Source organism: Pseudomonas sp. NFIX49 (assembly GCF_900115915.1).
Classification (GTDB): Bacteria; Pseudomonadota; Gammaproteobacteria; order Pseudomonadales; family Pseudomonadaceae; genus Aquipseudomonas; species Aquipseudomonas pharyngis.
Genome location: NZ_FOYE01000002.1, coordinates 376,036 through 400,160 on the forward strand (window position 1 = coordinate 376,036; position 24,125 = coordinate 400,160).

Annotated in this window: 21 protein-coding genes; 14 read left to right on the forward strand and 7 right to left on the reverse strand. The window is 61.2% G+C overall.

All coding sequences use genetic code 11. The features are described from left to right. Positions 1-8 precede the first annotated feature (8 nt). The 4 genes from frr to rpsB all read right to left on the reverse strand — a co-directional run bounded on the left by frr (position 9) and on the right by rpsB (position 3,308). Entirely contained in the window at positions 9-566 is a 558-nt protein-coding gene (gene frr, locus BMZ46_RS06200; protein ID WP_011332684.1) for a ribosome recycling factor, read from the reverse strand. Then, positions 563-1,306: a UMP kinase gene (gene pyrH / locus BMZ46_RS06205; protein WP_011332683.1), complete on the reverse strand. Its 744-nt coding sequence runs from the start codon at positions 1,304-1,306 to the stop codon at positions 563-565. The genes frr and pyrH overlap by 4 nt, the downstream gene beginning before the upstream one ends. A 210-nt stretch (positions 1,307-1,516) precedes the next feature. Beyond that, positions 1,517-2,380: a translation elongation factor Ts gene (tsf, locus tag BMZ46_RS06210; protein ID WP_064593783.1), complete on the reverse strand. Its 864-nt coding sequence runs from the start codon at positions 2,378-2,380 to the stop codon at positions 1,517-1,519. 190 nt (positions 2,381-2,570) lie between these two features. Next, positions 2,571-3,308, reverse strand: a complete 738-nt coding sequence (rpsB, locus tag BMZ46_RS06215) for a 30S ribosomal protein S2 (protein WP_008052780.1) — start codon at positions 3,306-3,308, stop codon at positions 2,571-2,573. A gap of 374 nt (positions 3,309-3,682) precedes the next feature. Between rpsB and map the strand changes: the two genes are divergently transcribed. From map to BMZ46_RS06235, 4 genes are all read left to right on the forward strand, one after another. Beyond that, the gene (gene map / locus BMZ46_RS06220) at positions 3,683-4,465 is read left to right on the forward strand and encodes a type I methionyl aminopeptidase (RefSeq protein ID WP_039769663.1); all 783 of its coding nucleotides are present in this window, start codon (positions 3,683-3,685) and stop codon (positions 4,463-4,465) included. 40 nt (positions 4,466-4,505) lie between these two features. Beyond that, a complete protein-coding gene (locus BMZ46_RS06225; protein WP_007954768.1) occupies positions 4,506-7,208 on the forward strand; it encodes a [protein-PII] uridylyltransferase in 2,703 nt (900 codons plus the stop codon). A 43-nt stretch (positions 7,209-7,251) separates the two neighbouring features. Continuing rightward, the gene (gene dapC / locus BMZ46_RS06230) at positions 7,252-8,451 is read left to right on the forward strand and encodes a succinyldiaminopimelate transaminase (protein WP_074691296.1); all 1,200 of its coding nucleotides are present in this window, start codon (positions 7,252-7,254) and stop codon (positions 8,449-8,451) included. Between the two features lie 170 nt (positions 8,452-8,621). Continuing rightward, entirely contained in the window at positions 8,622-9,350 is a 729-nt protein-coding gene (locus tag BMZ46_RS06235; protein ID WP_074691435.1) for a M12 family metallopeptidase, read from the forward strand. Between the two features lie 8 nt (positions 9,351-9,358). Here BMZ46_RS06235 and BMZ46_RS06240 read toward each other — a convergent pair whose 3' ends face one another. Beyond that, positions 9,359-10,990, reverse strand: coding sequence for a Na+/H+ antiporter (locus BMZ46_RS06240; RefSeq protein ID WP_074691294.1), 1,632 nt, complete (start codon positions 10,988-10,990; stop codon positions 9,359-9,361). A gap of 181 nt (positions 10,991-11,171) precedes the next feature. On the opposite strand from BMZ46_RS06240, the gene BMZ46_RS06245 reads away from it, so the two are divergent. The 4 genes from BMZ46_RS06245 (at position 11,172) to BMZ46_RS06260 (ending at position 14,335) form a co-directional block, all read left to right on the forward strand. Beyond that, positions 11,172-11,534, forward strand: coding sequence for an ArsC family reductase (locus BMZ46_RS06245; RefSeq protein WP_003222107.1), 363 nt, complete (start codon positions 11,172-11,174; stop codon positions 11,532-11,534). Positions 11,535-11,565: 31 nt separating this feature from the next. After that, the gene (gene dapD / locus BMZ46_RS06250; RefSeq protein WP_007954762.1) at positions 11,566-12,600 is read left to right on the forward strand and encodes a 2,3,4,5-tetrahydropyridine-2,6-dicarboxylate N-succinyltransferase; all 1,035 of its coding nucleotides are present in this window, start codon (positions 11,566-11,568) and stop codon (positions 12,598-12,600) included. Positions 12,601-12,725: 125 nt separating this feature from the next. After that, a complete protein-coding gene (locus BMZ46_RS06255) occupies positions 12,726-13,931 on the forward strand; it encodes an aminotransferase class V-fold PLP-dependent enzyme (protein WP_074691292.1) in 1,206 nt (401 codons plus the stop codon). Further along, on the forward strand, positions 13,928-14,335 hold the full coding sequence (locus tag BMZ46_RS06260) for a SufE family protein (protein ID WP_074691290.1): 408 nt from the start codon (positions 13,928-13,930) through the stop codon (positions 14,333-14,335). Before BMZ46_RS06255 ends, BMZ46_RS06260 begins: the two co-directional genes overlap by 4 nt. 158 nt (positions 14,336-14,493) lie before the next feature. Here BMZ46_RS06260 and tcdA read toward each other — a convergent pair whose 3' ends face one another. Beyond that, entirely contained in the window at positions 14,494-15,312 is an 819-nt protein-coding gene (tcdA, locus tag BMZ46_RS06265; protein WP_039769652.1) for a tRNA cyclic N6-threonylcarbamoyladenosine(37) synthase TcdA, read from the reverse strand. Between the two features lie 214 nt (positions 15,313-15,526). Between tcdA and BMZ46_RS06270 the strand changes: the two genes are divergently transcribed. The 4 genes from BMZ46_RS06270 to BMZ46_RS06285 all read left to right on the forward strand — a co-directional run bounded on the left by BMZ46_RS06270 (position 15,527) and on the right by BMZ46_RS06285 (position 20,630). After that, positions 15,527-18,118: a glycosyltransferase gene (locus tag BMZ46_RS06270; RefSeq protein ID WP_074691288.1), complete on the forward strand. Its 2,592-nt coding sequence runs from the start codon at positions 15,527-15,529 to the stop codon at positions 18,116-18,118. A gap of 98 nt (positions 18,119-18,216) precedes the next feature. Next, a complete protein-coding gene (gene dapE / locus BMZ46_RS06275) occupies positions 18,217-19,368 on the forward strand; it encodes a succinyl-diaminopimelate desuccinylase (RefSeq protein ID WP_074691286.1) in 1,152 nt (383 codons plus the stop codon). Continuing rightward, a complete protein-coding gene (locus BMZ46_RS06280; RefSeq protein WP_074691284.1) occupies positions 19,368-20,177 on the forward strand; it encodes a putative RNA methyltransferase in 810 nt (269 codons plus the stop codon). The genes dapE and BMZ46_RS06280 overlap by 1 nt, the downstream gene beginning before the upstream one ends. A 75-nt stretch (positions 20,178-20,252) precedes the next feature. Next, a complete protein-coding gene (locus BMZ46_RS06285) occupies positions 20,253-20,630 on the forward strand; it encodes a hypothetical protein (RefSeq protein ID WP_039769649.1) in 378 nt (125 codons plus the stop codon). 81 nt (positions 20,631-20,711) lie between these two features. Here BMZ46_RS06285 and BMZ46_RS06290 read toward each other — a convergent pair whose 3' ends face one another. Next, entirely contained in the window at positions 20,712-20,921 is a 210-nt protein-coding gene (locus BMZ46_RS06290; RefSeq protein ID WP_007954750.1) for a cold shock domain-containing protein, read from the reverse strand. 237 nt (positions 20,922-21,158) lie between these two features. Between BMZ46_RS06290 and plsB the strand changes: the two genes are divergently transcribed. Continuing rightward, complete coding sequence (gene plsB / locus BMZ46_RS06295; protein WP_039769647.1) at positions 21,159-23,663, forward strand: glycerol-3-phosphate 1-O-acyltransferase PlsB; 2,505 nt, start codon at positions 21,159-21,161, stop codon at positions 23,661-23,663. Positions 23,664-23,714: 51 nt separating this feature from the next. After that, positions 23,715-24,113: a YbaY family lipoprotein gene (locus BMZ46_RS06300; RefSeq protein ID WP_039769644.1), complete on the forward strand. Its 399-nt coding sequence runs from the start codon at positions 23,715-23,717 to the stop codon at positions 24,111-24,113. Positions 24,114-24,125: the final 12 nt, after the last annotated feature.

Consider the following 24,125-nt stretch of genomic DNA (forward strand, 5'->3'; position numbering starts at 1 on the left):
CTCGACCCTTATACGGCCATCAGGTCTTTTTCTTTCTCGGCCAGCTTGGCGTCGATTTCAGCCACGAACTTCTTGGTCAGATCGTCGATCTCGCCGGCTGCGCGACGCTCTTCGTCTTCACTGATTTCCTTTTCCTTGACCAGATCCTTCAGGGAGCTGTTGGCATCGCGACGGATGTTGCGCACGGCAACACGAGCGTCTTCAGCCACATCACGCGCCTGCTTGGTGAAACCGCGACGGGTTTCTTCAGTCAGAGCCGGCATGCTGATCAGCAGCAACTCACCCAGGTTGGTCGGGTTCAGGTTCAGACCTGCACTGCCGATGGCCTTGTCCACGGCGCCCAGCATGTTGCGCTCGAACGCAACGACTTGCAGGGTACGGGCATCCTTGACGGTGATATTGGCCACTTGCTTGATCGGGGTATCAGCGCCGTAGTAAGGCACCATCACGCCTTCCAGGATGCTCGGGTGCGCCTGACCGGTGCGGATACGGCCGAAGTTGTGAGCCAGGGACTCAACGGACTTCGTCATGCGCTCTTTAGCGTCTTTCTTGATTTCGTTGATCATTGTTGGACTTCCTCGATCAGAGTGCCTTCGGCGCCACCATGCACGATGTTCAGCAGGGCGCCCGGCTTGTTCATGTTAAATACGCGCAGCGGCATCTTGTGATCGCGGCACAGGCAGATAGCCGTCAGATCCATTACACCCAGCTTGCGATCCAGTACTTCATCGTATGTCAGATGATCGAACTTCTCGGCATGCGGGTCTTTGAACGGGTCAGCGGTGTAGACGCCATCGACCTTGGTCGCCTTGAGCACGACATCGGCGTCGATTTCAATGGCGCGCAGGCAGGCTGCCGAATCCGTGGTAAAGAACGGATTGCCGGTACCGGCCGCGAAAATCACCACGTCCTTGGAGTTCAGGTGGCGCATGGCCTTGCGACGGTCATAGTGATCGGTCACACCGACCATGGAGATGGCCGACATCACGATGGCGGAGATATTGGCACGTTCCAGCGCGTCGCGCATGGCCAAGGCGTTCATCACAGTGGCCAGCATGCCCATGTGGTCGCCCGTGACCCGATCCATGCCGGCCTTGCTCAGCGCTTCACCGCGGAACAGGTTGCCACCGCCGATCACCAGACCGACCTGAACGCCGATGCCGACCAACTGGCCGACTTCCAGCGCCATGCGATCCAGCACTTTCGGATCGATCCCGAACTCTTCCGAGCCCATCAGGGCCTCGCCGCTAAGCTTGAGTAGAATGCGTTTATAGCGAGCCTGATAACCACTGCCCTGCTGAGCCATTGCGAATCTCTCCTGCGGCGTATTTTAAAAATTCTTTGCGAGCTGTTTACAGCTGGCGTTCACTCTAGCTTGGCGCTGCTTCAGCGCCATCGGAACATGGCTTTGTAAGTCAGTTCCAAGGGGAAACCAATTAAAAATTGGTAACCCTATCTGAAAAGAGGCTGCGCGCGTGAGCGGGCAGCCTCTTTCGGGCGACAGTTGAAAACCGTCTTATTGCTTGGCGGCAGCCAGCTGGGCAGCAACTTCTTCAGCGAAGTTGTCGACCGGCTTCTCGATGCCCTCGCCTACTTTGAAGTAGGTGAAGGAAACGATTTCAGCGCCGCCTTTCTTGGCCAGCTCACCAACCTTGATTTCAGGGTTCTTGACGAACGCCTGCTCAACCAGGCTCGCTTCTGCCAGGAACTTGCTGATACGGCCCTTGACCATGTTCTCAACAATGTTTTCTGGCTTGCCTTTGATTTTTTCTTCGTTCAGCTGCAGGAACACAGCCTTTTCACGCTCGATCGCTTCGTCGGAGACTTGCGAAGGCAGCAGGAACTCAGGGTTGCTTGCAGCAACGTGCATCGCGATGTCTTTGGCCAGCTCGACGTCGCCGCCTTTCAGGACAACAGCAACACCGATCTTGTTGCCGTGCAGGTAGGTACCGACTACGTCGCCCTCTACGCGCACCAGGCGACGGATGTTGACGTTCTCGCCTACTTTGGCAACCAGTGCTTCGCGAGCGGCTTCTTGAGAAGCGATCAGCGGAGCTGCATCGGTCAGCTTGTCAGCGAATGCTTTGTCAACGCTGGCAGCAACGAAGTTTTTGAAGTCGTCCTGCAGAGCCAGGAAGTCGGTCTGCGAGTTGACTTCGATCAGAACGGCAGCCTTGCCGTCGTCCTTGATGGCGATAGCGCCTTCAGCGGCAACGTTGCCAGCTTTCTTGGCAGCCTTGATGGCGCCCGAAGCGCGCATGTCATCAATGGCTTTTTCGATGTCGCCGCCAGCCTTTTCCAGGGCTTTCTTGCAATCCATCATGCCTTCGCCGGTACGCTCGCGCAGTTCTTTGACCAACGCTGCAGTAATTGCTGCCATTTTCAAATTCCTCTTGGATAGGTTTTCAACCATTCCACCCGATCGAACGGGCGTTCAATTCTTCCCGAACCTGTTTGTAGCTGCTGCACGTTACAGATGCTGTAGCTGCGCTGCCGACAGATGGTTTTCGAGGTGGCAAAAAGGGGGCCAAGCCCCCTTTTTGCTTACTGAGTCAACGCCAGGGCGTCGATTACTCAGCTGCAGCCTGAGTTTCTTCAGCTGCGAATTCTACAGTGCCGCCAGCAACGTTGTTGCGACCGCGGATCACTGCGTCAGCCATCGAACCCATGTACAGCTGGATAGCGCGGATTGCGTCATCGTTGCCTGGGATGATGTAGTCAACGCCTTCCGGGCTGCTGTTGGTATCGACAACGCCGATGACCGGGATGCCCAGCTTGTTGGCTTCGGTGATCGCGATGCGCTCGTGGTCAACGTCGATCACGAACAGTGCGTCTGGCAGACCGCCCATGTCCTTGATGCCGCCCAGGGAGCGATCCAGCTTCTCAAGATCACGAGTGCGCATCAGCGCTTCTTTCTTGGTCAGCTTGGCGAAAGTACCGTCTTCGGCTTGAACTTCAAGGTCACGCAGACGCTTGATGGAAGCACGGATGGTCTTGAAGTTGGTCAGCATGCCGCCCAACCAGCGGTGATCGACGTACGGCGAACCGCAACGTGCTGCTTCTTCAGCAACGATCTTGCCAGCGGAACGCTTGGTGCCGACGAACAGAATCTTGTTTTTGCCCTGGGCCAGACGCTCTACGAAAGTCAGAGCTTCGTTGAACATTGGCAGGGTTTTTTCAAGGTTGATGATGTGAATCTTGTTACGCGCGCCGAAAATGTATTTACCCATTTTCGGATTCCAGTAACGGGTTTGGTGACCGAAGTGCACACCGGCCTTCAGCATATCGCGCATGTTGACTTGGGACATGATAGTTCCTTGATAAGTCGGGTTGGGCCTCCACGTATCCCAATGACCAACCATTGATCCGAGGATCAAAGGCACCCAGGCCATCGTGTCGACACGTGTGTGGGTTAATGCTCCCGGAGCTATCCCCTGAAAGCGGCGCATTTTATACCACAGGGGCGACGCAAACGGAACCCGGAATCTGCAATCGCGTCAGGGACATGCGCGCCAGCCCCTTGGAATCGGGACAATGCGCCGCATTGTATAGACAGAAGCGATACACGCAGGCGCGGATTTGCGCCTTTGGTCTGTTAGAATCGCGTTTTTCGGGGCCGCCAAATCAACAGCCGCGCCCCTGTTCGTATCAGCAAGCGCCGTCGAGCGCAGAGAGAGCCTGTATGACCGTCACCCTCAAAACCCCCGAGGACATCGCTGGCATGCGTGTCGCCGGCAAACTGGCCGCCGATGTGCTGGAAATGATTGCCGAGCACGTCAAGCCTGGCGTGACCACCGATGAGCTGAACCAGATCTGCCACGACTACATCGTCAACGTGCAGCAGGCCATCCCTGCCCCGCTCAACTACAAGGGCTACCCGAAGTCGATTTGCACCTCGATCAACCACGTGGTCTGCCACGGCATCCCGAACGACAAGCCGCTGAAAAATGGCGACACCCTGAACATCGACGTCACGGTGATCAAGGACGGCTACCACGGCGACACCAGCCGCATGTTCCACGTCGGCACCGTGCCGGTCTGGGCAGAGCGCCTGTCGCAGGTCACCCAGGAATGCATGTACAAGGCGATCGAAATCGTCAAACCCGGCTGCCGCCTCGGTGACATTGGCGAAATCATCCAGAAGCACGCGGAAAAGAACGGTTTCTCGGTCGTACGCGAGTTCTGCGGCCACGGCATCGGCAAGGTGTTCCACGAAGAACCGCAGATTCTGCACTATGGCCGCGCCGGCACCGGCATGGAACTGAAGGCAGGCATGACCTTCACCATCGAGCCGATGATCAACCAGGGCAAGGCCGACACCAAAGTACTGGGCGACGGCTGGACCGCGATCACCAAGGATCGCAAGCTGTCGGCGCAGTGGGAACACACCTTGCTTGTCACCGACACCGGCTACGAGATCTTCACCCTGCGCAGCGACGACACGATCCCGCGCATCTCGGCCTGACCCAGACACCGTTCCCAGCCTATAGAAGGAAAGCCAATCGATGCCGCAGGTGGATCCCGAACTCTTCGACCGCGGTCAGTTCCAGGCTGAACTGGCCCTGAAAGCGAGTCCTATCGCGGCGTTCAAGAAGGCGATCCGCCAGGCCCGCGAGGTGCTCGATGCACGTTTTCGGGCCGGTCGCGATATACGCAGGCTGATCGAAGATCGGGCGTGGTTCGTCGATAACATCCTGCAAAAGGCCTGGGACCAGTTCGACTGGAGCGAAGACGCCGACATCGCGCTGGTCGCGGTCGGCGGCTACGGTCGCGGTGAATTGCACCCCTATTCCGACATCGACCTGCTGATCCTGCTGGACAGCGCCGACCACGAAATTTTCCGCGATTCCATCGAGCGCTTTCTGACGCTGCTGTGGGACATTGGCCTGGAAGTCGGTCAGAGCGTTCGCTCGGTCGACGAGTGCGCCGAAGAGGCGCGCGCCGACCTGACGGTGGTCACCAACCTGATGGAAAGCCGCACCATCTGCGGCCCCGAGCGCCTGCGCCAGCGCATGCTCGACGTCACCAGCACTGCACACATGTGGCCGAGCAAGGATTTCTTCCTGGCCAAGCGCGCCGAGCAGAAGGCTCGCCACCACAAGTACAACGACACCGAATACAATCTGGAGCCCAACGTCAAAGGCTCGCCCGGCGGACTACGGGATATCCAGACCATTCTGTGGGTGGCCCGCCGTCAGTACGGCACCCTGAACCTGCGCGCCCTGGCCGGCGAAGGCTTTCTGGTCGAGAGTGAAAACGCCCTGCTGGCGTCCTCTCAGGAATTCCTCTGGAAAGTGCGTTACGCCCTGCACATGCTCGCCGGTCGCTCCGAAGACCGCCTGCTGTTCGATCATCAGCGCACCATTGCCGGGCTGCTGGGTTTTGAAGGCGACGACGCCAAACAGGCCGTCGAAAACTTCATGCAGCAGTATTTCCGGGTGGTGATGAGCATTGCCCAGCTCAGCGACCTGATCATCCAGCACTTCGAGGAAGTCATCCTCGCCCCGGAAGACGAAGCGCCACCACAGCCGATCAACTCGCGCTTCCAGCTGCACGACGGCTACATCGAGGCACGCAACGACAACGTGTTCCGCCGTACGCCGTTCGCCATGCTCGAGATCTTCGTGCTGATGGCCCAGCAGCCGGAAATCAAAGGCGTACGCGCCGACACCATTCGTCTGCTGCGGGAAAACCGTCACCTGATCGACGACAACTTCCGCAACGACATCCGCAACACCAGCCTGTTCATCGAGCTGTTCAAGTGCAAGATAGGCATTCACCGCAACCTGCGGCGGATGAACCGCTACGGCATTCTCGGACGCTATCTGCCGGAATTCGGCTTCATTGTCGGGCAGATGCAGCACGACCTGTTTCACATCTATACGGTCGATGCGCACACGCTGAACCTGATCAAGCACCTGCGCAAATTGCAGTACACCCAGGTGTCGGAAAAATTCCCGCTGGCCGCCAAGCTCATGGCCAAACTGCCCAAGCCTGAACTCATTTATATGGCCGGCCTGTACCATGACATCGGCAAGGGCCGGCATGGCGATCACTCGGAGATTGGCGCGGTGGATGCCGAGGCGTTCTGCCAGCGTCACCAACTGCCGGTCTGGGACAGCCGCCTGATCGTCTGGCTGGTGCAGAACCACCTGGTGATGTCGACCACCGCCCAGCGCAAAGACTTGTCCGACCCGCAGGTAATCCATGACTTCGCGCTGGCGGTCGGTGACGAAACCCGTCTCGACTACCTGTACGTGCTGACCGTGGCCGACATCAACGCGACCAACCCGACGCTGTGGAACTCGTGGCGTGCCAGCCTGTTGCGCCAGCTCTACACCGAGACCAAGCGCGCCCTGCGCCGCGGCCTGGAGAACCCGGTGGATCGCGAAGAACAGATCCGCCAGACCCAGAGCGCAGCACTGGACATTCTGGTGCGCGGCGGCACCGATCCGGATGACGTCGAGCAATTGTGGGCGCAACTGGGCGATGACTACTTCCTGCGCCACACCGCCGGCGACGTGGCCTGGCACACCGACGCGATCCTTCAGCAACCGGCTGACGGCGGTCCGCTGGTGCTGATCAAGGAAACCACCCAGCGCGAATTCGAGGGTGGCACGCAGATCTTCATCTATGCGCCGGACCAACACGACTTCTTCGCCGTGACCGTGGCCGCGATGGACCAGCTCAACCTGAACATTCACGACGCCCGGGTCATCACGTCCAGCAGCCAGTTCACCCTCGACACCTACATCGTGCTCGACACCGATGGCGATTCGATCGGCGACAATCCGGTCCGGGTCAAGCAGATTCGCGACGGCCTGACCGAAGCCCTGCGCAACCCGGCCGATTACCCGACGATCATCCAGCGTCGGGTGCCGCGCCAGCTCAAGCATTTTGCGTTCGCCCCGCAGGTGACGATCCACAACGACGCCCAGCGTCCGGTAACCGTACTGGAACTCACTGCGCCGGATCGGCCGGGCCTGCTGGCACGGGTCGGCGGGATTTTCCTCGAGTTCGACCTGTCGCTGCAGAACGCCAAGATCGCCACCCTGGGCGAGCGGGTGGAAGACGTGTTCTTCATCACCGACGCCCACAATCAACCGCTGTCCGACCCGCTGCTGTGCAGCCGTTTGCAGGATGCCATCGTCGAACAGTTGAGCGTCAATCAGGAACCCGATATCAAACTGTCGCGCATCAGCATTTGATTGCGCGCCCGGATTCAACCGCTTTGCACGAGATCCCGCACCGATGAACAACGCTCTGTCCCAGCTTCAGCCCTACCCGTTCGAAAAGCTCCGCGCCCTGCTCGGCAGCGTTACGCCAAACCCGGACAAGCGCCCGATCGCGCTGTCCATCGGCGAACCGAAGCATCGCTCGCCAAGCTTTGTCGCCGAGGCGCTGGCCAACAATCTGGATCAGATGGCGGTGTACCCGACCACCCTCGGCATTCCGGCCCTGCGCGAAGCCATCGCGGCTTGGTGCGAACGTCGTTTCAACGTACCGAGCGGCTGGATCGACCCGGCGCGCAACGTACTGCCGGTCAACGGCACCCGTGAAGCGCTGTTCGCCTTCACCCAGACCGTGGTCAACCGTGGCGACGACGCACTGGTGGTCAGCCCGAACCCGTTCTATCAGATCTACGAAGGCGCGGCGTTCCTCGCCGGCGCCAAGCCGCACTACCTGCCATGCCTGGACGAGAACGGCTTCAACCCGGACTTCGACGCGGTATCGCCTGACATCTGGAAACGCTGCCAGATCCTGTTCCTGTGCTCGCCGGGCAACCCGACCGGTGCGCTGATTCCGGTCAATGTGCTGAAAAAACTGATCGCCCTGGCCGACGAATACGACTTCGTGATCGCCGCCGACGAGTGCTACAGCGAACTGTACTTCGACGAACAAACCCCGCCGCCAGGCCTGCTCAGCGCCTGCGCCGAACTGGGTCGCCAGGACTTCAAGCGCTGCGTGGTGTTCCACAGCCTGTCCAAGCGCTCGAACCTGCCGGGCCTGCGCTCCGGTTTTGTCGCCGGCGATGCCGACATCCTCAAGGGCTTCCTGCTGTACCGCACCTACCACGGCTGCGCGATGCCGGTTCAGACCCAACTGGCCAGCGTCGCTGCGTGGAATGACGAAGTGCATGTACGCGCCAACCGTGCGCTGTATCGCGAAAAGTTCGACGCCGTGCTGGCGATTCTCAGCCCGGTGATGGACGTGCAGCGCCCGGATGGCAGCTTCTACCTGTGGCCGAATGTGCAAGGTGACGATGCCGCGTTCTGCCGGGATCTGTTTGCCGAAGAGCACGTGACCGTGGTGCCGGGTTCGTACCTGTCCCGTGACGTCGATGGCGTCAATCCGGGCGCCGGGCGCGTGCGCATGGCGCTGGTTGCGCCGCTGGCCGAGTGCGTCGAGGCTGCCGAGCGCATCCGCGATTTCGTCCTGCGCCACAAGTAATGTCTGAACGCCCGTGCCGGGCAATCCGGCACGGGCAATCAAATATCACGTAACAGTTGCCCTCCTGTTTCTACCTCACTCTCCTATTGGCCAGACGTTAGTCTTGGGCGGCGCCGCTCGCTGCGCACCACCAAAAACCGACCTTTGACTTCATGGAAGAAGTGAAAAAAATGACAGAACTGCTCGATTGCCAACTTCATCAATGGCCCGACGATCAGGCGGCCTACACAGCCGCCATCAATGAAAACCCGGCCAACGCCGGCAACGCGACCGGCACTCGCCGCAAGCGCTCCGTCGTCAACTATTCAAAGCTGTGGGCCAACGGCCGCACACTGAAAATCGCCTTCATGGACGCGCCCGATGCCGAGCACAGGACCAAGATCATCGACGCCGCCAGCCAGTGGTTGCCGTACATCAACCTCACGTTCGAATTCGTCGATGACCGGCAAGGCGATATCCGCATTGCCACTAACAACAATGACAACAGCTCAATGCTGGGCACCGATGCGCTGTTGATTCATCCGGACTATCCGACCATGAATCTGGGCGTGAAGCCGGACCACCAGGACTTTGAAGTGATCGTGATTCATGAGTTCGGGCATGCGCTGGGCGCGCTGCATGAACACCAACACCCACAGGCAAAAATTCCGTGGGATAAACCCAAGGTGTATGAGTTCTACAAAAATCGCGAGATGAACCCGCTGACCGAGGCGCAGGTCGACCGAAACCTGTTCGCCTCCTTCGACACGCTGGATGCGATCTACACCTCCTACGACCGCAGGTCGATCATGCACCACCCCGTGGCCAACACCTTGACGGTGGGCAACTGGGAGGTGCCGATCAACCGCAAGATCAGCAAGAAAGACAAACGCCTGATGAGGTTGCTTTATCCCAAGTAACGTTTTGCCTATTTGACCTGGCCCAGGTTGGCCTCACTCAAGTCGAGTTCGCCCAACACCTCGCGCAGCACGTCATCACCGATCTGGTGCTGACGACTGAGGCTGTACAACTCGAGGCGCTGCGCGCGCAGCGCCTTGAGGCGCAAGCGGCGTTCCAGCAGATCCATCTGGAACGCCAGCGCCTGGGCTTCGGCCGAATCGTTGAACACCTCCAGTTGGTGGCGGTACTCGGACATGATGCGCGCCTTGAGCTCGGCCGCCAGTGCGGCTTGCGCGGCGTCCTGCGGGCTGACCTCTTCGATCTCCAGCGCGTGAATCGCCGCTTCCGCCGTCTTGCGCCAGGCGTCGCGCACTTCCTGACGACGCTTGTCGTCCGGACTTTTTTCGATGCCGCGCAACAGCAACGGCAGCGCAATACAGGCCGCCACCAGCGACAACAGGATCACCCCGGCGGCGATGAAGATCAGCAAATCACGCTCGGGGAACGCCTCGCTGCCCATCAGCATCGGCACCGACATCACACCCGCCAGGGTCACCGCACCGCGTACGCCACCAACGGTCAGCAGCCAGCAGGAACGGGCAGTCGGCACTTGCGTCAGATCCCCCTTGCCGCGCAGACGGCGCAGCAGCACCGACAGACGCCAGATGCTCTGCACCCAGATGAAACGCAACAGCACCAGCGCCAGGAAAATCGCCACCACGTCGAGACAGCGGTAGAACAGAGTCGGCCATAACGACGTCTCGTGGCTGACCACCGCTTTAATGATGTCCGGCAGTTGCAGACCGAGCAGCAGGAAGATCAGGCCGTTGAAGGCGAATTCCAGCAACGACCACACACTGCGGTTGAGCAACCGGGTGCTGGTCTGGCGCGGCAGCAGATCGAGCCAGCTCTGCATCATCCCCGCCGCCACTGCCGAAAGAATGCCCGACGCGCCAAGCCGTTCGGCCAGCACGTAAGCGGCAAACGGCAGCAGCAACATGAACACCACGTGGGTCGCCGGATCGTCCCAGCCCCGGGCGATCATCCAGGCGCGCAACCGGCCGACCAGCCAGCTCAGTGCCACCCCCACCGCCAGACCGCCGACCGCGACCAGTACGAAGGTCAGGCTGGCGTTGGCCAGGGAAAACGCACCGGTCACCGCGGCAACCAAGGCGAATTTGAATGTCACCAGGCCCGAGGCATCGTTCATCAACGCCTCGCCCTGCAACATATGCATCAGCGGCGTCGGCAAACGGTTTTGCGCGATGGCCGAGACCGCCACGGCGTCGGTCGGCGACAGCACCGCCGCCAGCGCAAAGGCCACCGGCAATGGAATTGTCGGCAGCAACCAATGAATGAAGTAACCGGCGCCGACCACGGTAAACAGCACCAAACCAACGGCGAGCGTCAGCACCGGCCCGCGCAGGCGCCACAATTCGCGCTTGGGCATGCGCCAGCCATCGGAAAACAGCAGCGGTGGCAGGAACAGAAACAGGAACAGCTCCGGATCAAGAGCCACGTGCAGGCCAAGGGTCGGCCAGGCCAGCAAGGCACCGGCAGCAATCTGTACCAGTGGCAGCGGCAGCGGAATCACCCGTCCAATCAGGCGCGAGACACTGACCAGCATCAGCAGGATCAGGACGGTATAAGCAGTTTGCATAAAGCGGAAATCCCGGACAATCGACAGCGTTGAACTGCCATATTAGCCGCTTAGGCTGTGCGTGACCGTTGCACCTATGTCGCAGCCCCCTCAGCAAAAGCAACCTCGGCGCCGCGAAACCGTCTGGTCATGGCATAATCCGACACCATTTTTTTCCAGCACCTGTAAAGGGGGCAATTCCTTGACCGTTTCAAGCAAAACGTTGCACCTTTTCGGCATCAAAGCCTGCGACACCATGAAAAAGGCGCGCACCTGGCTCGATGAACACGCTGTCAGCTATGACTTCCACGATTACAAGACCGCCGGCATTGACCGTGAACACCTGACCCAATGGTGCGACGAGCATGGCTGGCAAACGGTGTTGAACCGCGCAGGCACGACCTTTCGCAAACTCGACGACGAACGCAAAGCCGATCTCGACCAGTCGAAAGCCATCGAACTGATGCTCGCTCAACCCTCGATGATCAAGCGCCCGGTGCTCGATCTCGGTGACCGAACCCTGATTGGCTTCAAGCCAGACATCTACGCGGCCGCGCTCAAGTAAGCAGCCCGTCACTTTTTGTAGAGGTATTCACATGTCCAACTCCCTGTTCAGTATTGCCTTCGGTGTCGGCACCCAGAACCGTCAAGGCGCATGGCTGGAAGTGTTCTACGCCCAGCCGCTGTTGAACCCTTCGGCTGAGCTGGTCGCCGCTGTTGCACCTATCCTCGGCTACACCGAAGGCAACCAGGCCATCACCTTCACCACCGCACAAGCTGCGCAACTGGCTGAAGCCGTGAAAGGCATCGACGCGGTGCAAGGCAAGCTGCTGACCCGCCTGGCCGAAAGCCACAAGCCGCTGGTCGCGACCCTGCTGGCCGAAGACGCGCAACTGACTTCGACTCCTGAGGCATATCTGAAGCTGCACCTGCTGTCCCATCGCCTGGTCAAGCCGCACGGCGTGAGCCTGGCCGGGATCTTCCCGCTGCTGCCGAACGTGGCCTGGACCAGCCAGGGCGCGATCGACCTGAGCGAACTGGCCGAGCTGCAACTCGAAGCCCGTCTGCGTGGCGAGCTGCTGGAAGTGTTCTCGGTGGACAAGTTCCCGAAAATGACCGACTACGTGGTACCGGCCGGCGTGCGTATCGCTGACGCCGCACGTCTGCGTCTGGGCGCCTACGTGGGCGAAGGCACCACCGTGATGCACGAAGGTTTCATCAACTTTAACGCCGGCACCGAAGGCCCGGGCATGATCGAAGGCCGCGTCTCCGCTGGCGTCTTCGTCGGCAAGGGTTCGGACCTGGGCGGCGGCTGCTCGACCATGGGCACCCTGTCGGGCGGCGGCAACATCGTGATCAAGGTCGGCGAAGGCTGCCTGATCGGCGCCAACGCCGGTATCGGTATCCCCCTGGGCGACCGCAACACCGTCGAGTCAGGCCTGTACGTGACCGCCGGCACCAAGGTGGCGCTGCTGGATGAACACAACAACCTGGTCAAAGTGGTCAAGGCTCGTGAACTGGCCGGTCAGACCGACCTGCTGTTCCGTCGCAATTCGGAAACCGGCGCTGTGGAATGCAAGACCCACAAATCGGCGATCGAACTGAACGAAGCGCTGCACGCTCACAACTAAGCGCCAGAAGCTCACCTGAGGGAGCCGGCCCGTTTGCCATGGCGTTCGAACGATCGCCATCGCGGGCAAGCCCGCTCCCACAGGGTTCGGCGTTAACCCGCCCATCTTCACCAGGGCTTGAAACCGTGATGATTCCCTCCCCCTGGCGTGCCGATTTCCCGGCCATCGCCGCCCTGCAACGGCAAGACCAGACTTACCTGGACAACGCCGCCACCACGCAAAAACCCCAGGCCCTGCTCGACGCGCTGGCACATTACTACGCCAATGGCGCGGCCAATGTGCATCGTGCCCAGCACTTGCCCGGTGCCCACGCCACGCAGGCGTTCGAGGACAGCCGCCTGAAGGTTGCCCAGTGGCTGAATGCCGGTGACAGCGGGCAGATCATCTTCACCCACGGCGCCACCAGCGCGCTGAATCTCCTGGCTTACGGCCTGGAACATCTTTTCCTTCCAGGCGATGAAATTGTCATCAGCGCCCTGGAGCATCACGCCAATCTGCTGCCGTGGCAGCAACTGGCGCAACGTCGCGATTTGAAACTGGTGATCCTGCCGCTGGACGATGACGGCGTGATCGACCTCGCTGCTGCCGTTCACCTGATCGGTCCGCGCACTCGCTTGCTGGCGGTCAGCCAGTTGTCCAACGTACTCGGCGCCTGGCAACCGTTGCCGGCATTGCTGGCAATGGCCAAGGCGCATAACGCCCTGACCGTGGTCGATGGCGCTCAAGGCGTGGTTCATGGCCGGCATGACGTGCAGGCGCTGGGTTGCGACTTTTACGTGTTTTCCAGCCACAAGCTGTACGGCCCCGATGGCCTTGGCGTGCTGTTCGGAAGCAACGCAGCGCTCGAACAACTGCGCCCGTGGCAGTTCGGCGGCGAAATGGTGCTGGAAGCCAATTACCACGACGCGCGCTTCCGCCCTGCCCCATTGGGCTTCGAGGCGGGAACACCGCCGATTGCCAGTGTGATCGGCCTCGGTGCGACCCTCGACTACCTCGCGGGTCTGGATCAGGACGCCGTGTCCGCCCACGAAGCCGCGCTGCACGATTACCTTTTGCGAGGCCTCGCCGCCCGCAATGGCATCCGTCTGCTGGGCAAGCCGCAACTGGCGCTGGCCAGTTTTGTCGTCGAAGGCGTGCACAACGCCGATCTGGCGCACTTGTTGACCGAACAGGGCATCGCCGTGCGTGCCGGGCATCACTGCGCGATGCCGCTGCTCAAGCGTTTCGAACTGGCCGGGGCGATTCGCGTGTCGCTGGCGCTGTACAACGATTCCGAAGATCTGGAGCGGTTCTTTGAAGCGCTGGATCAGGCGCTGGAGCTGTTGCGATGAGCCTGCCGATCGAGGCCGCCGAAGCGCTGCAAACGTTTCAGAACGCCGCCGGCTGGGAACAGCGGGCGCGATTGTTGATGCAGTTCGGGGATCGCCTGCCGCCGTTGAGCGATGCGGACAAGTGCGACGCCAATCGGGTACACGGCTGTGAAAGTCAGGTGTGGCTGGTTGGCGAATTGCGCGACGGCCACTGGCAGTTCGCGGCGAGCAGCGATGCACGGATGATTCGCGGGTTGGTGGCGTTGCTGCTGTTGCGGGTCAACGGCTTGACCGCGGGTGAGCTGCAGCAGGTGGATCTGCCGGACTGGTTCAATCAGTTGGGACTGTCGCGGCAGTTGTCGCCGTCGCGCAGCAATGGCTTGAATGCTGTTTTACAGCGAATGCGCGAACTCGCCCCGAACTGATCGTTCCCACGCTCCGCGTGGGAATGCAGCCCGGGACGCTCTGCGTCCCATGCCGAAGCGGACGCAGAGCGTCCAATGAGGCATTCCCACGCAGACGGTTCGACGCCTCGACGTGGGAACGATCGGCGACGTAGAGCGTGGGAACGATCGGTCACTGGTCAGGCCTGAGGCTTGACCCGATCCGCCGGGCGCCGCACGCCCGCCACAATCTTGTCCACAGCCTTGGTCGCCGCGACCATGCCGAACGTCGCCGTCACCATCATCACCGCGCCAAACCCGCCGGCGCAGTCCAGCTTCACGCCGTCGCCGACAAAACTCTTCTGCAGGCAAATGCTGCCGTCCGGCTTCGGATAGCGCAGCTGTTCGGTGGAGAACACGCACGGCACGCTGTAATGGCGGGTCACGGTGCGCGAAAAACCATAATCGCGGCGCAACGTTGAACGCACTTTCGAGGCCAGTGGGTCGTTGAAGGTGCGGTTGAGGTCGCAGACCTGAATCAGCGTCGGATCGATCTGCCCGCCAGCTCCACCGGTGGTGATGATCTGAATCTTGCGGCGCTTGCACCAGGCAATCAGCGCAGCCTTGGCGTTGACCGCGTCGATGCAGTCGATCACGCAGTCGATGTTCGGCGTGATGTATTCGGCCATGGTGTCGCGGGTGACGAAATCCGCCACGGCGTGCACCTTGCAGTCCGGGTTGATCCCGCGCAGACGCTCGGCCATCACCTCGACCTTGGGTTTGCCGACGGTGCTGTCGAGCGCGTGCAACTGGCGGTTGGCGTTGCTGACGCAGACGTCATCGAGGTCGAACAGCGAAATCTCGCCCACCCCGCAACGGGCCATGGCTTCCGCCGCCCAGGAACCGACGCCGCCAACGCCGACAATCGCCACGTGGGCTGCACGCAGGCGCTCGAGGCCCTCGATGCCATACAAACGGGCGATGCCTGCAAACCGCGGATCTTCTGTACTCATGACCATTACCCTGAAAACCGGCGCGCATTATAGGACTACGCAGCGACAAGTTTTAAGCTTCAAGCTACAAGTGTAAGAACTTAAGTCAAAGTCGATTGCCCAACATCCGGCATTTTCCTGTCTCTTGTAGGACTCAGCGAACTGCCGGTGTAGGATGCGCGCCCTCTTGGCGTCAACCAGCCGACCCTTCGTTCCACAGCCTTTGGAACCCGACACAGCTATGTCATCGCGTAAATTTGGACTCAACCTGGTGGTGGTTCTGGCAATCGCCGCCCTGTTCACCGGTTTCTGGGCGCTGATCAACCGCCCCGTCTCCGCGCCGAACTGGCCGGAGCAGATCTCCGGTTTCTCCTATTCACCGTTCCAGCAAGGACAGTTCCCACAGAAGGATCAGTATCCGTCCGACGATGAAATGCGCCGCGACCTGGAGATCATGAGCAAGCTGACGGACAACATCCGCATCTACTCGGTCGACGGTTCCCTGCAGGACATCCCGAAACTGGCGGAAGAGTTCGGTCTGCGCGTGACCCTGGGGATCTGGATCAGCCCCGACCAGGAGCGCAACGAGCGGGAAATCACCCGCGCCATCGAACTGGCCAACACTTCGCGCAGCGTTGTTCGCGTAGTGGTCGGCAACGAAGCGATCTTCCGCAAGGAAATCACCGCCGAACAACTCAGCGTGCTGCTCGACCGCGTGCGCGCAGCGGTGAAAGTGCCGGTGACCACCTCCGAACAGTGGCACGTCTGGGAAGAACACCCGGAACTGGCCAAGCACGTCGACCTGATCGCCGCCCACGTTCTGCCCTACTGGGAATTCATTCCGGTGGACAAGGCCGGGCAGTTTGTTTTCGACCGCGCCCGCGACCTGAAAAAGATGTTCCCGAAAAAGCCGCTGCTGCTGTCCGAAGTGGGCTGGCCGAGCAACGGCCGCATGCGCGGTGGCGCCGATGCGTCGCCGGCGGATCAGGCGATCTACCTGCGCACGCTGGTCAACAAACTCAACCGCCAGGGCTTCAACTACTTCGTGATCGAAGCGTTTGACCAGCCGTGGAAGGCCAGCGACGAAGGTTCGGTCGGCGCCTACTGGGGCGTGTTCAACGCCGCGCGCCAGCAGAAATTCAACTTCGAAGGCCCGGTGGTGGCGATCCCGCAATGGCGCGTGCTGGCCATCGGCTCGGTGGTGCTGGCGCTGTTGTCGCTGACCCTGCTGATGATCGACGGCTCGGCCCTGCGTCAGCGCGGCCGTACCTTCCTGACCTTTATCGCGTTTCTGTGCGGTTCGGTGCTGGTGTGGATCGGTTACGACTACAGCCAGCAATACAGCACGTGGTTCAGCCTGACGGTGGGTTTCCTGCTGGCGCTCGGTGCGCTCGGGGTGTTCATCGTGTTGCTGACCGAGGCCCACGAACTGGCCGAAGCGGTGTGGATTCACAAACGCCGGCGTGAATTCCTGCCGGTAGTCGGCGATTCGGATTACCGTCCGAAAGTCTCGATCCACGTGCCCTGCTACAACGAGCCGCCGGAGATGGTCAAACAGACCCTCAACGCCCTGGCCAACCTCGACTACCCGGACTTCGAAGTCCTGATCATCGACAACAACACCAAGGACCCGGCGGTCTGGGAACCGGTGCGCGACTATTGCGAAACGCTCGGCCCGCGCTTCAAGTTCTTCCACGTCTCGCCCCTGGCCGGCTTCAAGGGCGGCGCGCTGAACTACCTGATCCCGCATACCGCCAAGGACGCCGAAGTGATCGCGGTGATCGACTCCGACTACTGCGTGCACCCGAACTGGCTCAAGCACATGGTGCCGCACTTCGCCGACCCGAAAATCGCCGTGGTGCAGTCGCCGCAGGATTACCGCGACCAGAACGAGAGCACCTTCAAGAAGCTCTGCTACGCCGAATACAAAGGCTTCTTCCACATCGGCATGGTCACCCGCAACGACCGCGACGCGATCATCCAGCACGGCACCATGACCATGACCCGTCGTTCGGTTCTGGAAGAACTGGGCTGGGCCGACTGGTGCATCTGTGAAGACGCCGAACTCGGTCTGCGGGTATTCGAGAAAGGCCTGTCGGCGGCGTACTACCACGACAGTTACGGCAAGGGCCTGATGCCGGACACCTTCATCGACTTCAAGAAGCAGCGTTTCCGCTGGGCCTACGGTGCGATCCAGATCATCAAGCGCCACACCCGCAGCCTGCTGCGCGGCAAGGACACCGAACTGACGCGCGGCCAGCGTTACCACTTCCTCGCGGGCTGGTTGCCGTGGGTGGCGGACGGCATGAACATTTTCTTCACCGTCGGCGCGCTGTTGTGGTCGGCGGCGATGATCATCGTGCCGCAACGGGTCGATCCGCCGCTGCTGATCTTCGCGATCCCGCCGCTGGCGCTGTTCGTGTTCAAGGTCGGCAAGATCATCTTCCTCTACCGTCGCGCCGTGGGCGTGAACCTCAAGGATGCGTTCTGCGCCGCACTGGCCGGTCTGGCGTTGTCGCACACCATCGCCAAAGCGGTGCTGTACGGCTTCTTCACCAGCAGCATTCCGTTCTTCCGCACCCCGAAAAACGCCGACAACCATGGTTTCTGGGTGGCGATTTCCGAGGCCCGGGAAGAGCTGTTCATCATGCTGCTGTTGTGGGGCGCGGCACTGGGGATCTTCCTGGTGCAGGGCATTCCGAGCAACGACATGCGCTTCTGGGTGGCCATGCTGCTGGTGCAGTCGCTGCCGTACGTGGCGGCGCTGATCATGGCGTTCCTGTCGTCGCTGCCAAAACCTTCGGCGGCGCCTGAACCGGCACCGGTGGTCTAAATCCTCACCGATGCACTAAACGGCGGCCAATGGTCGCCGTTTTGCTTTAAGATAACCGCCATTTTGCGCGCCTTGCCCCCCAGCTTTCGGAGTTTTCCATGACGGCCCATGCCGACCTTTCGCCGACCCTCCAACTCGCCATCGACCTGATCCGCCGTCCGTCCGTGACGCCGGTCGACGCCGATTGCCAGAAGCAGATGATGCAGCGCCTGGGCGATGCCGGTTTCCAGCTGGAACCGATGCGCATCGAAGATGTGGATAACTTCTGGGCGACTCACGGCAAAGACGACGGCCCGGTGCTGTGCTTCGCCGGCCACACCGACGTGGTGCCAACCGGCCCGGTGACGGCCTGGCAGATCGACCCGTTCAACGCGGTGATCGACGAGCACGGCATGCTCTGCGGCCGTGGCGCAGCGGACATGAAAGGCAGCCTGGCCTCGATGACTGTGGCAGCCGAGCGTTTTGTCGCCGACTACCCGGATCACAAGGGCAAGGTTGCATTCCTGATCACCAGCGACGAAGAAGGCCCGGCGCATCACGGCACCAAGGCCGTGGTCGAGCGTCTGGCCGCCCGTAACGAGCGTCTGGACTGGTGCATCGTCGGTGAACCGTCGAGCACCACGCTGGTGGGCGACGTGGTGAAGAACGGTCGTCGCGGCTCCCTCGGCGCCAAACTGACCGTACGCGGTGTGCAGGGCCACGTGGCCTATCCGCATCTGGCGAAGAACCCGATCCACCTCGCTGCCCCGGCTCTGGCCGAGCTGGCAGCCGAGCATTGGGATCACGGCAACGACTTCTTCCCGCCGACCAGTTTTCAGATTTCCAACGTCAACTCCGGCACCGGCGCGACCAACGTGATTCCGGGCGATCTGGTGGCGGTGTTCAACTTCCGCTTCTCCACCGAATCGACGGTCGAAGGCCTGCAGAAACGCGTCGCCGACATCCTCGACAAGCACGGCCTGGACTGGCACATCGACTGGGCGCTGTCCGGTCTGCCATTCCTCACCGAGCCGGGTGCGCTGCTCGACGCGGTGTCGTCGAGCATCAAGGACATCACCGGCCGCGAGACCAAGGCGTCCACCAGCGGCGGCACCTCCGACGGTCGTTTCATCGCGACCATGGGTACGCAGGTTGTTGAACTGGGCCCGGTCAACGCAACCATCCACCAGGTCAACGAGCGCGTGCTGGCGGCCGATCTCGACGTGCTGACCGAGATCTACTACCAGACCCTGATCAAGTTGCTCGCCTGATGCTCGCGTGCCCGATCTGCAGTGAACCGCTGAACGCGGTGGACAACGGCGTGGTCTGCCCCGCCGGCCACCGCTTCGACCGCGCGCGCCAGGGTTACCTGAACCTGCTGCCGGTGCAACACAAGAACAGCCGCGATCCCGGCGACAATCAGGCGATGGTCGAGGCCCGCCGCGACTTTCTGAACGCCGGGCATTACGCGCCGGTGGCCAAGCGTCTGGCGGAGCTGGCGGCGAGTTATGCGCCGGCGCGCTGGGTCGATATCGGTTGTGGCGAGGGTTACTACACCGCGCAGATCGCCCAGGCTTTGCCCGATGCTGACGGCTACGCGCTGGATATCTCGAAGGAAGCGGTCAAACGCGCCTGCAAACGCAATCCGGCGCTGACCTGGTTGATCGCCAGCATGGCCCGGGTGCCACTGGCCGCCGGCAGTTGCCAGTTTCTGGCCAGCGTCTTCAGTCCACTGGACTGGGAAGAAGCCAAACGCCTGCTCAGCGTCGGCGGCGGTCTGATGAAAGTCGGCCCGACCAGCGGCCACCTGATGGAACTGCGCGAACGCCTGTACGACGAAGTGCGCGAATACACCGACGACAAGCACCTGGCCCTGGTACCGGAAGGCATGGCGCTGGCGCACAGTGAAACCCTGGAATTCAAACTGACGCTGGACAAGCCCGAGGATCGCGCCAACCTGCTGGCGATGACGCCCCACGGCTGGCGCGCCAGTGCCGAGCGCCGCGCGGCGGTGATCGAACAGCCCGAGCCGTTCGTGACCACGGTCTCGATGCGCTACGATTATTTCGTTCTTCAATAACTTTTGGTCTCGGGCAACGACCCGGGGCCGGCTAAATCCGCGAATGGATTTTTCAGACCCGCAGTGAGGATATCCATGCGCCAACCGGACATCGAGATTTACCTGAAAGACGCCGACGTCGACCACAAGGCCATTTCCGCCTGGCTGGGCGCCGCTCTCGGCCCGTGCAGCGACTGGGTACAGAAAGGCCAGACTTACAAGTGCAAGGCCGGCAACATCCCGGTGACCTGGCTGCCGAAAGCCGTGGGCAAGTGGAACAGCCTGTACCTGGAAAGCGATGCGACCCCATGGGACGACGACATCGCCTGCGCCCGCGCCGCGTTCGCTGCGCTGAACGTCGAAGTGCGCTGCGCACCGGGGACGTGGGTCGAGGAAGAAGGTGAAGAGACGGCGGATCGCTGGATCCGGATCAGCGCCGATGGTGAAGAAGAGATCACCTGGAAAACTGCATAAAAGCAGCTTCGAGCTGCAAGCCTCAAGCTGCAAGCCTGACCGCTTGAAGCTTGTAGCTCGAGACTGGCCGCAGGTCCTCCCTTACAGGCCTACAACGTCTTCAGCCTGCAACCCCTTCTGCCCTTCCACCACCGCGTATTCAACCTGCTGACCCTCGGTCAGCGAACGGTGGCCTTCGCCGCGGATCGCGCGGTAGTGCACGAACACGTCCACCCCGTCTTCGCGCTGAATGAAGCCGTAGCCCTTGGCGTCGTTGAACCACTTCACGTTGCCGGTTTCACGTGTTGCCATCTGTTCATACTCCTTTTTTATTATTGAACAGGCTTTTCGCAGGAAAGCCTTCGAGGAACGTCAGCCTGCGTCCGACGTCCATAAAAGGGCCCCGGCGACAGATCGCCGAGTATATGACAGGCGGCAAAACTCTCAACAGGAGATTACTTCGCCGCTTTTTTGCCGATTTTCGCCCAATACGGCAAACTGTCGACCGCCCGAGCAAACGCTCGGTTTATCCACTCACGCAGAAGCCGTATGACCCGTTCCCCGTTCCGCCGTCTTGTGTTTGGCACCTTGCGCCGACTGTTGTATCTCTGGGTTCGCTCCGAGACGATCAATCAGTCGTCGTTCACCCTCAACCTCGACCGCAGTCGTCCGGTGTTCTACGTCCTGCAAAATCCATCGCTGACCGATCTGGCGGTGGTCGACACCGAGTGCACCAAGGCCGGCCTGCCGCGCCCGGTGCTGCCGGTGTCCGTGGGTTCGCTGATCGAACCGGCGGCGTTTTTCTACCTGACGCCGGATCCCGACTGGCTCGGCCGCCAGGACAAGCGCGGTGCGCCGCCGACCCTGACCCGACTGGTCAGCGCCCTCAGCCAGAATGCTACCGAAGACGCGCAGATCATTCCGGTCAGCGTGTTCTGGGGCCAGTCACCGGACAGCGAAAACAGCCCGTGGAAACTGCTGTTCGCCGACAGCTGGGCCGTCACCGGGCGTCTGCGTCGCCTTCTGAGCATCATGATTCTGGGGCGCAAGACCCGCGTGCAATTCTCCGCACCGATCCACCTGCGCGAACTGATCGAACACAACAAGGGCCACGAGCGCACGGTGCGCATGGCCCAGCGGATCCTGCGGGTGCACTTCCGCAACCTCAAGGCTGCAGTGATCGGTCCGGACATTTCCCACCGCCGCAACCTGGTCAAAGGCCTGCTCAACCAGCCGCTGGTCAAGCAAGCGATCCTCGACGAAGCCGAGCGCGAGAACATCTCCCCGGAAAAAGCCAAGGCCCAAGCCCTGCGCTACGGCAACGAGATCGCCTCGGACTACACCTACACCGCGATCCGTTTTCTGGAAGTGGTGCTGAGCTGGTTCTGGAACAAGATCTACGACGGGATCAAGGTCAACCACATCGAAGGCGTGCAGAAGGTCGCCCAGGGTCACGAAGTGATCTACGTGCCGTGCCACCGCAGCCACATTGACTACCTGCTGCTGTCGTACTTGCTGTTCCGCAATGGCCTGACCCCGCCGCACATCGCCGCCGGCATCAACCTCAACATGCCGGTGATCGGCAGCCTGCTGCGCCGTGGCGGCGCGTTCTTCATGCGCCGCACGTTCAAGGGCAATCCGCTGTACACCTCGGTGTTCAACGAATACCTGCACACCCTGTTCACCAAAGGCTTCCCGGTCGAATACTTCGTCGAGGGCGGTCGCTCGCGTACCGGGCGCATGCTGCAACCGAAAACCGGGATGCTGGCGATCACCATGCGCAGCTTCCTGCGTTCGTCGCGGATGCCGATCGTGTTCGTGCCGGTGTACATCGGTTATGAGCGCGTGCTCGAAGGCCGCACCTACCTCGGTGAATTGCGTGGCGCGAGCAAGAAGAAAGAATCGATCTTCGACATCTTCAAAGTCATCGGCGCACTCAAGCAGCGCTTCGGCCAAGTGGCGGTGAACTTCGGCGAGCCGATCAAACTGGCGGAATTCCTCGACAGCGAACAGCCGGACTGGCGTCAGCAGGAACTCGGCCCGCAGTACAAGCCGGCGTGGCTCAACGAAACCACCAACCGCCTCGGCGAGAAAGTCGCACAGCACCTGAACGAAGCGGCGGCGATCAACCCGGTCAACCTGGTGGCGCTGGCGCTGCTCTCGACCACCCGCCTGGCGCTGGATGATCGGGCCATGGCGCGGGTGCTGGATCTGTATCTGGCGCTGCTGCGCAAGGTCCCTTACTCGCCGCACACCACGTTGCCGGAAGGCGATGGCCGCGCGCTGATCGAACACGTGAAGGACATGGATCTGCTGTCCGAGCAGAACGATGCGCTGGGCAAGATCCTTTATCTGGACGAGCAGAACGCCGTCCTGATGACGTACTACCGCAACAACGTGCTGCACATCTTCGCCCTGCCGGCGCTACTGGCGAGCTTCTTCCAGAGCACCTCGCGCATGAGCCGCGAACAGATCCTGCGCTACACCCGCGCGTTGTATCCGTACCTGCAATCGGAGCTGTTCATCCGCTGGACCCTGGACGAACTGGATGCAGTCATCGATCAGTGGCTGGAAGCGTTCGTCGAACAGGGCCTGCTGCGTTTCGAAAAAGACGTGTACCTGCGCCCGGCACCGAGCTCGCGGCATTTCGTGCTGCTGACCCTGCTGTCGAAGAGCATTGCCCAGACCCTGCAACGCTTCTACATGACCGTTTCCCTGCTGCTCAACAGCGGCCAGAACAGCATCAGCGCCGAAGAACTGGAAGACCTGTGCACGGTCATGGCCCAGCGCCTGTCGATCCTGCATGGCCTGAACGCACCGGAGTTCTTCGACAAGAGCCTGTTCCGCCACTTCATCCAGACCCTGCTCGACCTCGACGTACTGCGTCGCGACGAAGCCGGCAAGTTGAGCTACCACGAACTGCTCGGCGAACTGGCCGAAGGCGCAGCCAAACGGGTGCTGCCGGCGGAGATTCGCTTGTCGATCCGTCAGGTGGCACTGCACCGCAGTGAAGATGCGGCCGATCAGCCCGCCGCCCCTGTGCAAAGCGACTAAATTCCTACAGGCGCCAGGCTTCTTCTGGCGCCGTCGATACGGAGATCTCCGATGAAAAAACTTTCCCTGCTTGCCGCCGCCACGCTGCTCAGCGCCTGCCAGTCGACCTCACCGGCCGGCAAGGTCAGCCTCGACGGCGAAGTGTTCTACCTGCAACGCATCGCCCTGCCACCCAGTGCGACCTTGAGCGTAAGCCTGCAGGACGTTTCGCTGGCCGACGCTCCGGCCGTGGTACTCGACGAACAGAAAGGCCCGGTCAAAGGCCAGGTGCCGCTGCCGTTCCACTTGAGCTACGATCCGGCCCAGGTCAAACCCGGCCACCGCTACTCGGTCAGCGCGCGCATCGAAGTCAACGGCGAGCTGATGTTCATAACCACTGAAAACCATACCGTGCAGCTCGATGGCAAGGATCCGCAGCCGCTGAAGATCCGCGTCGACGCCGCACGCTAACCCTCTCCGAAC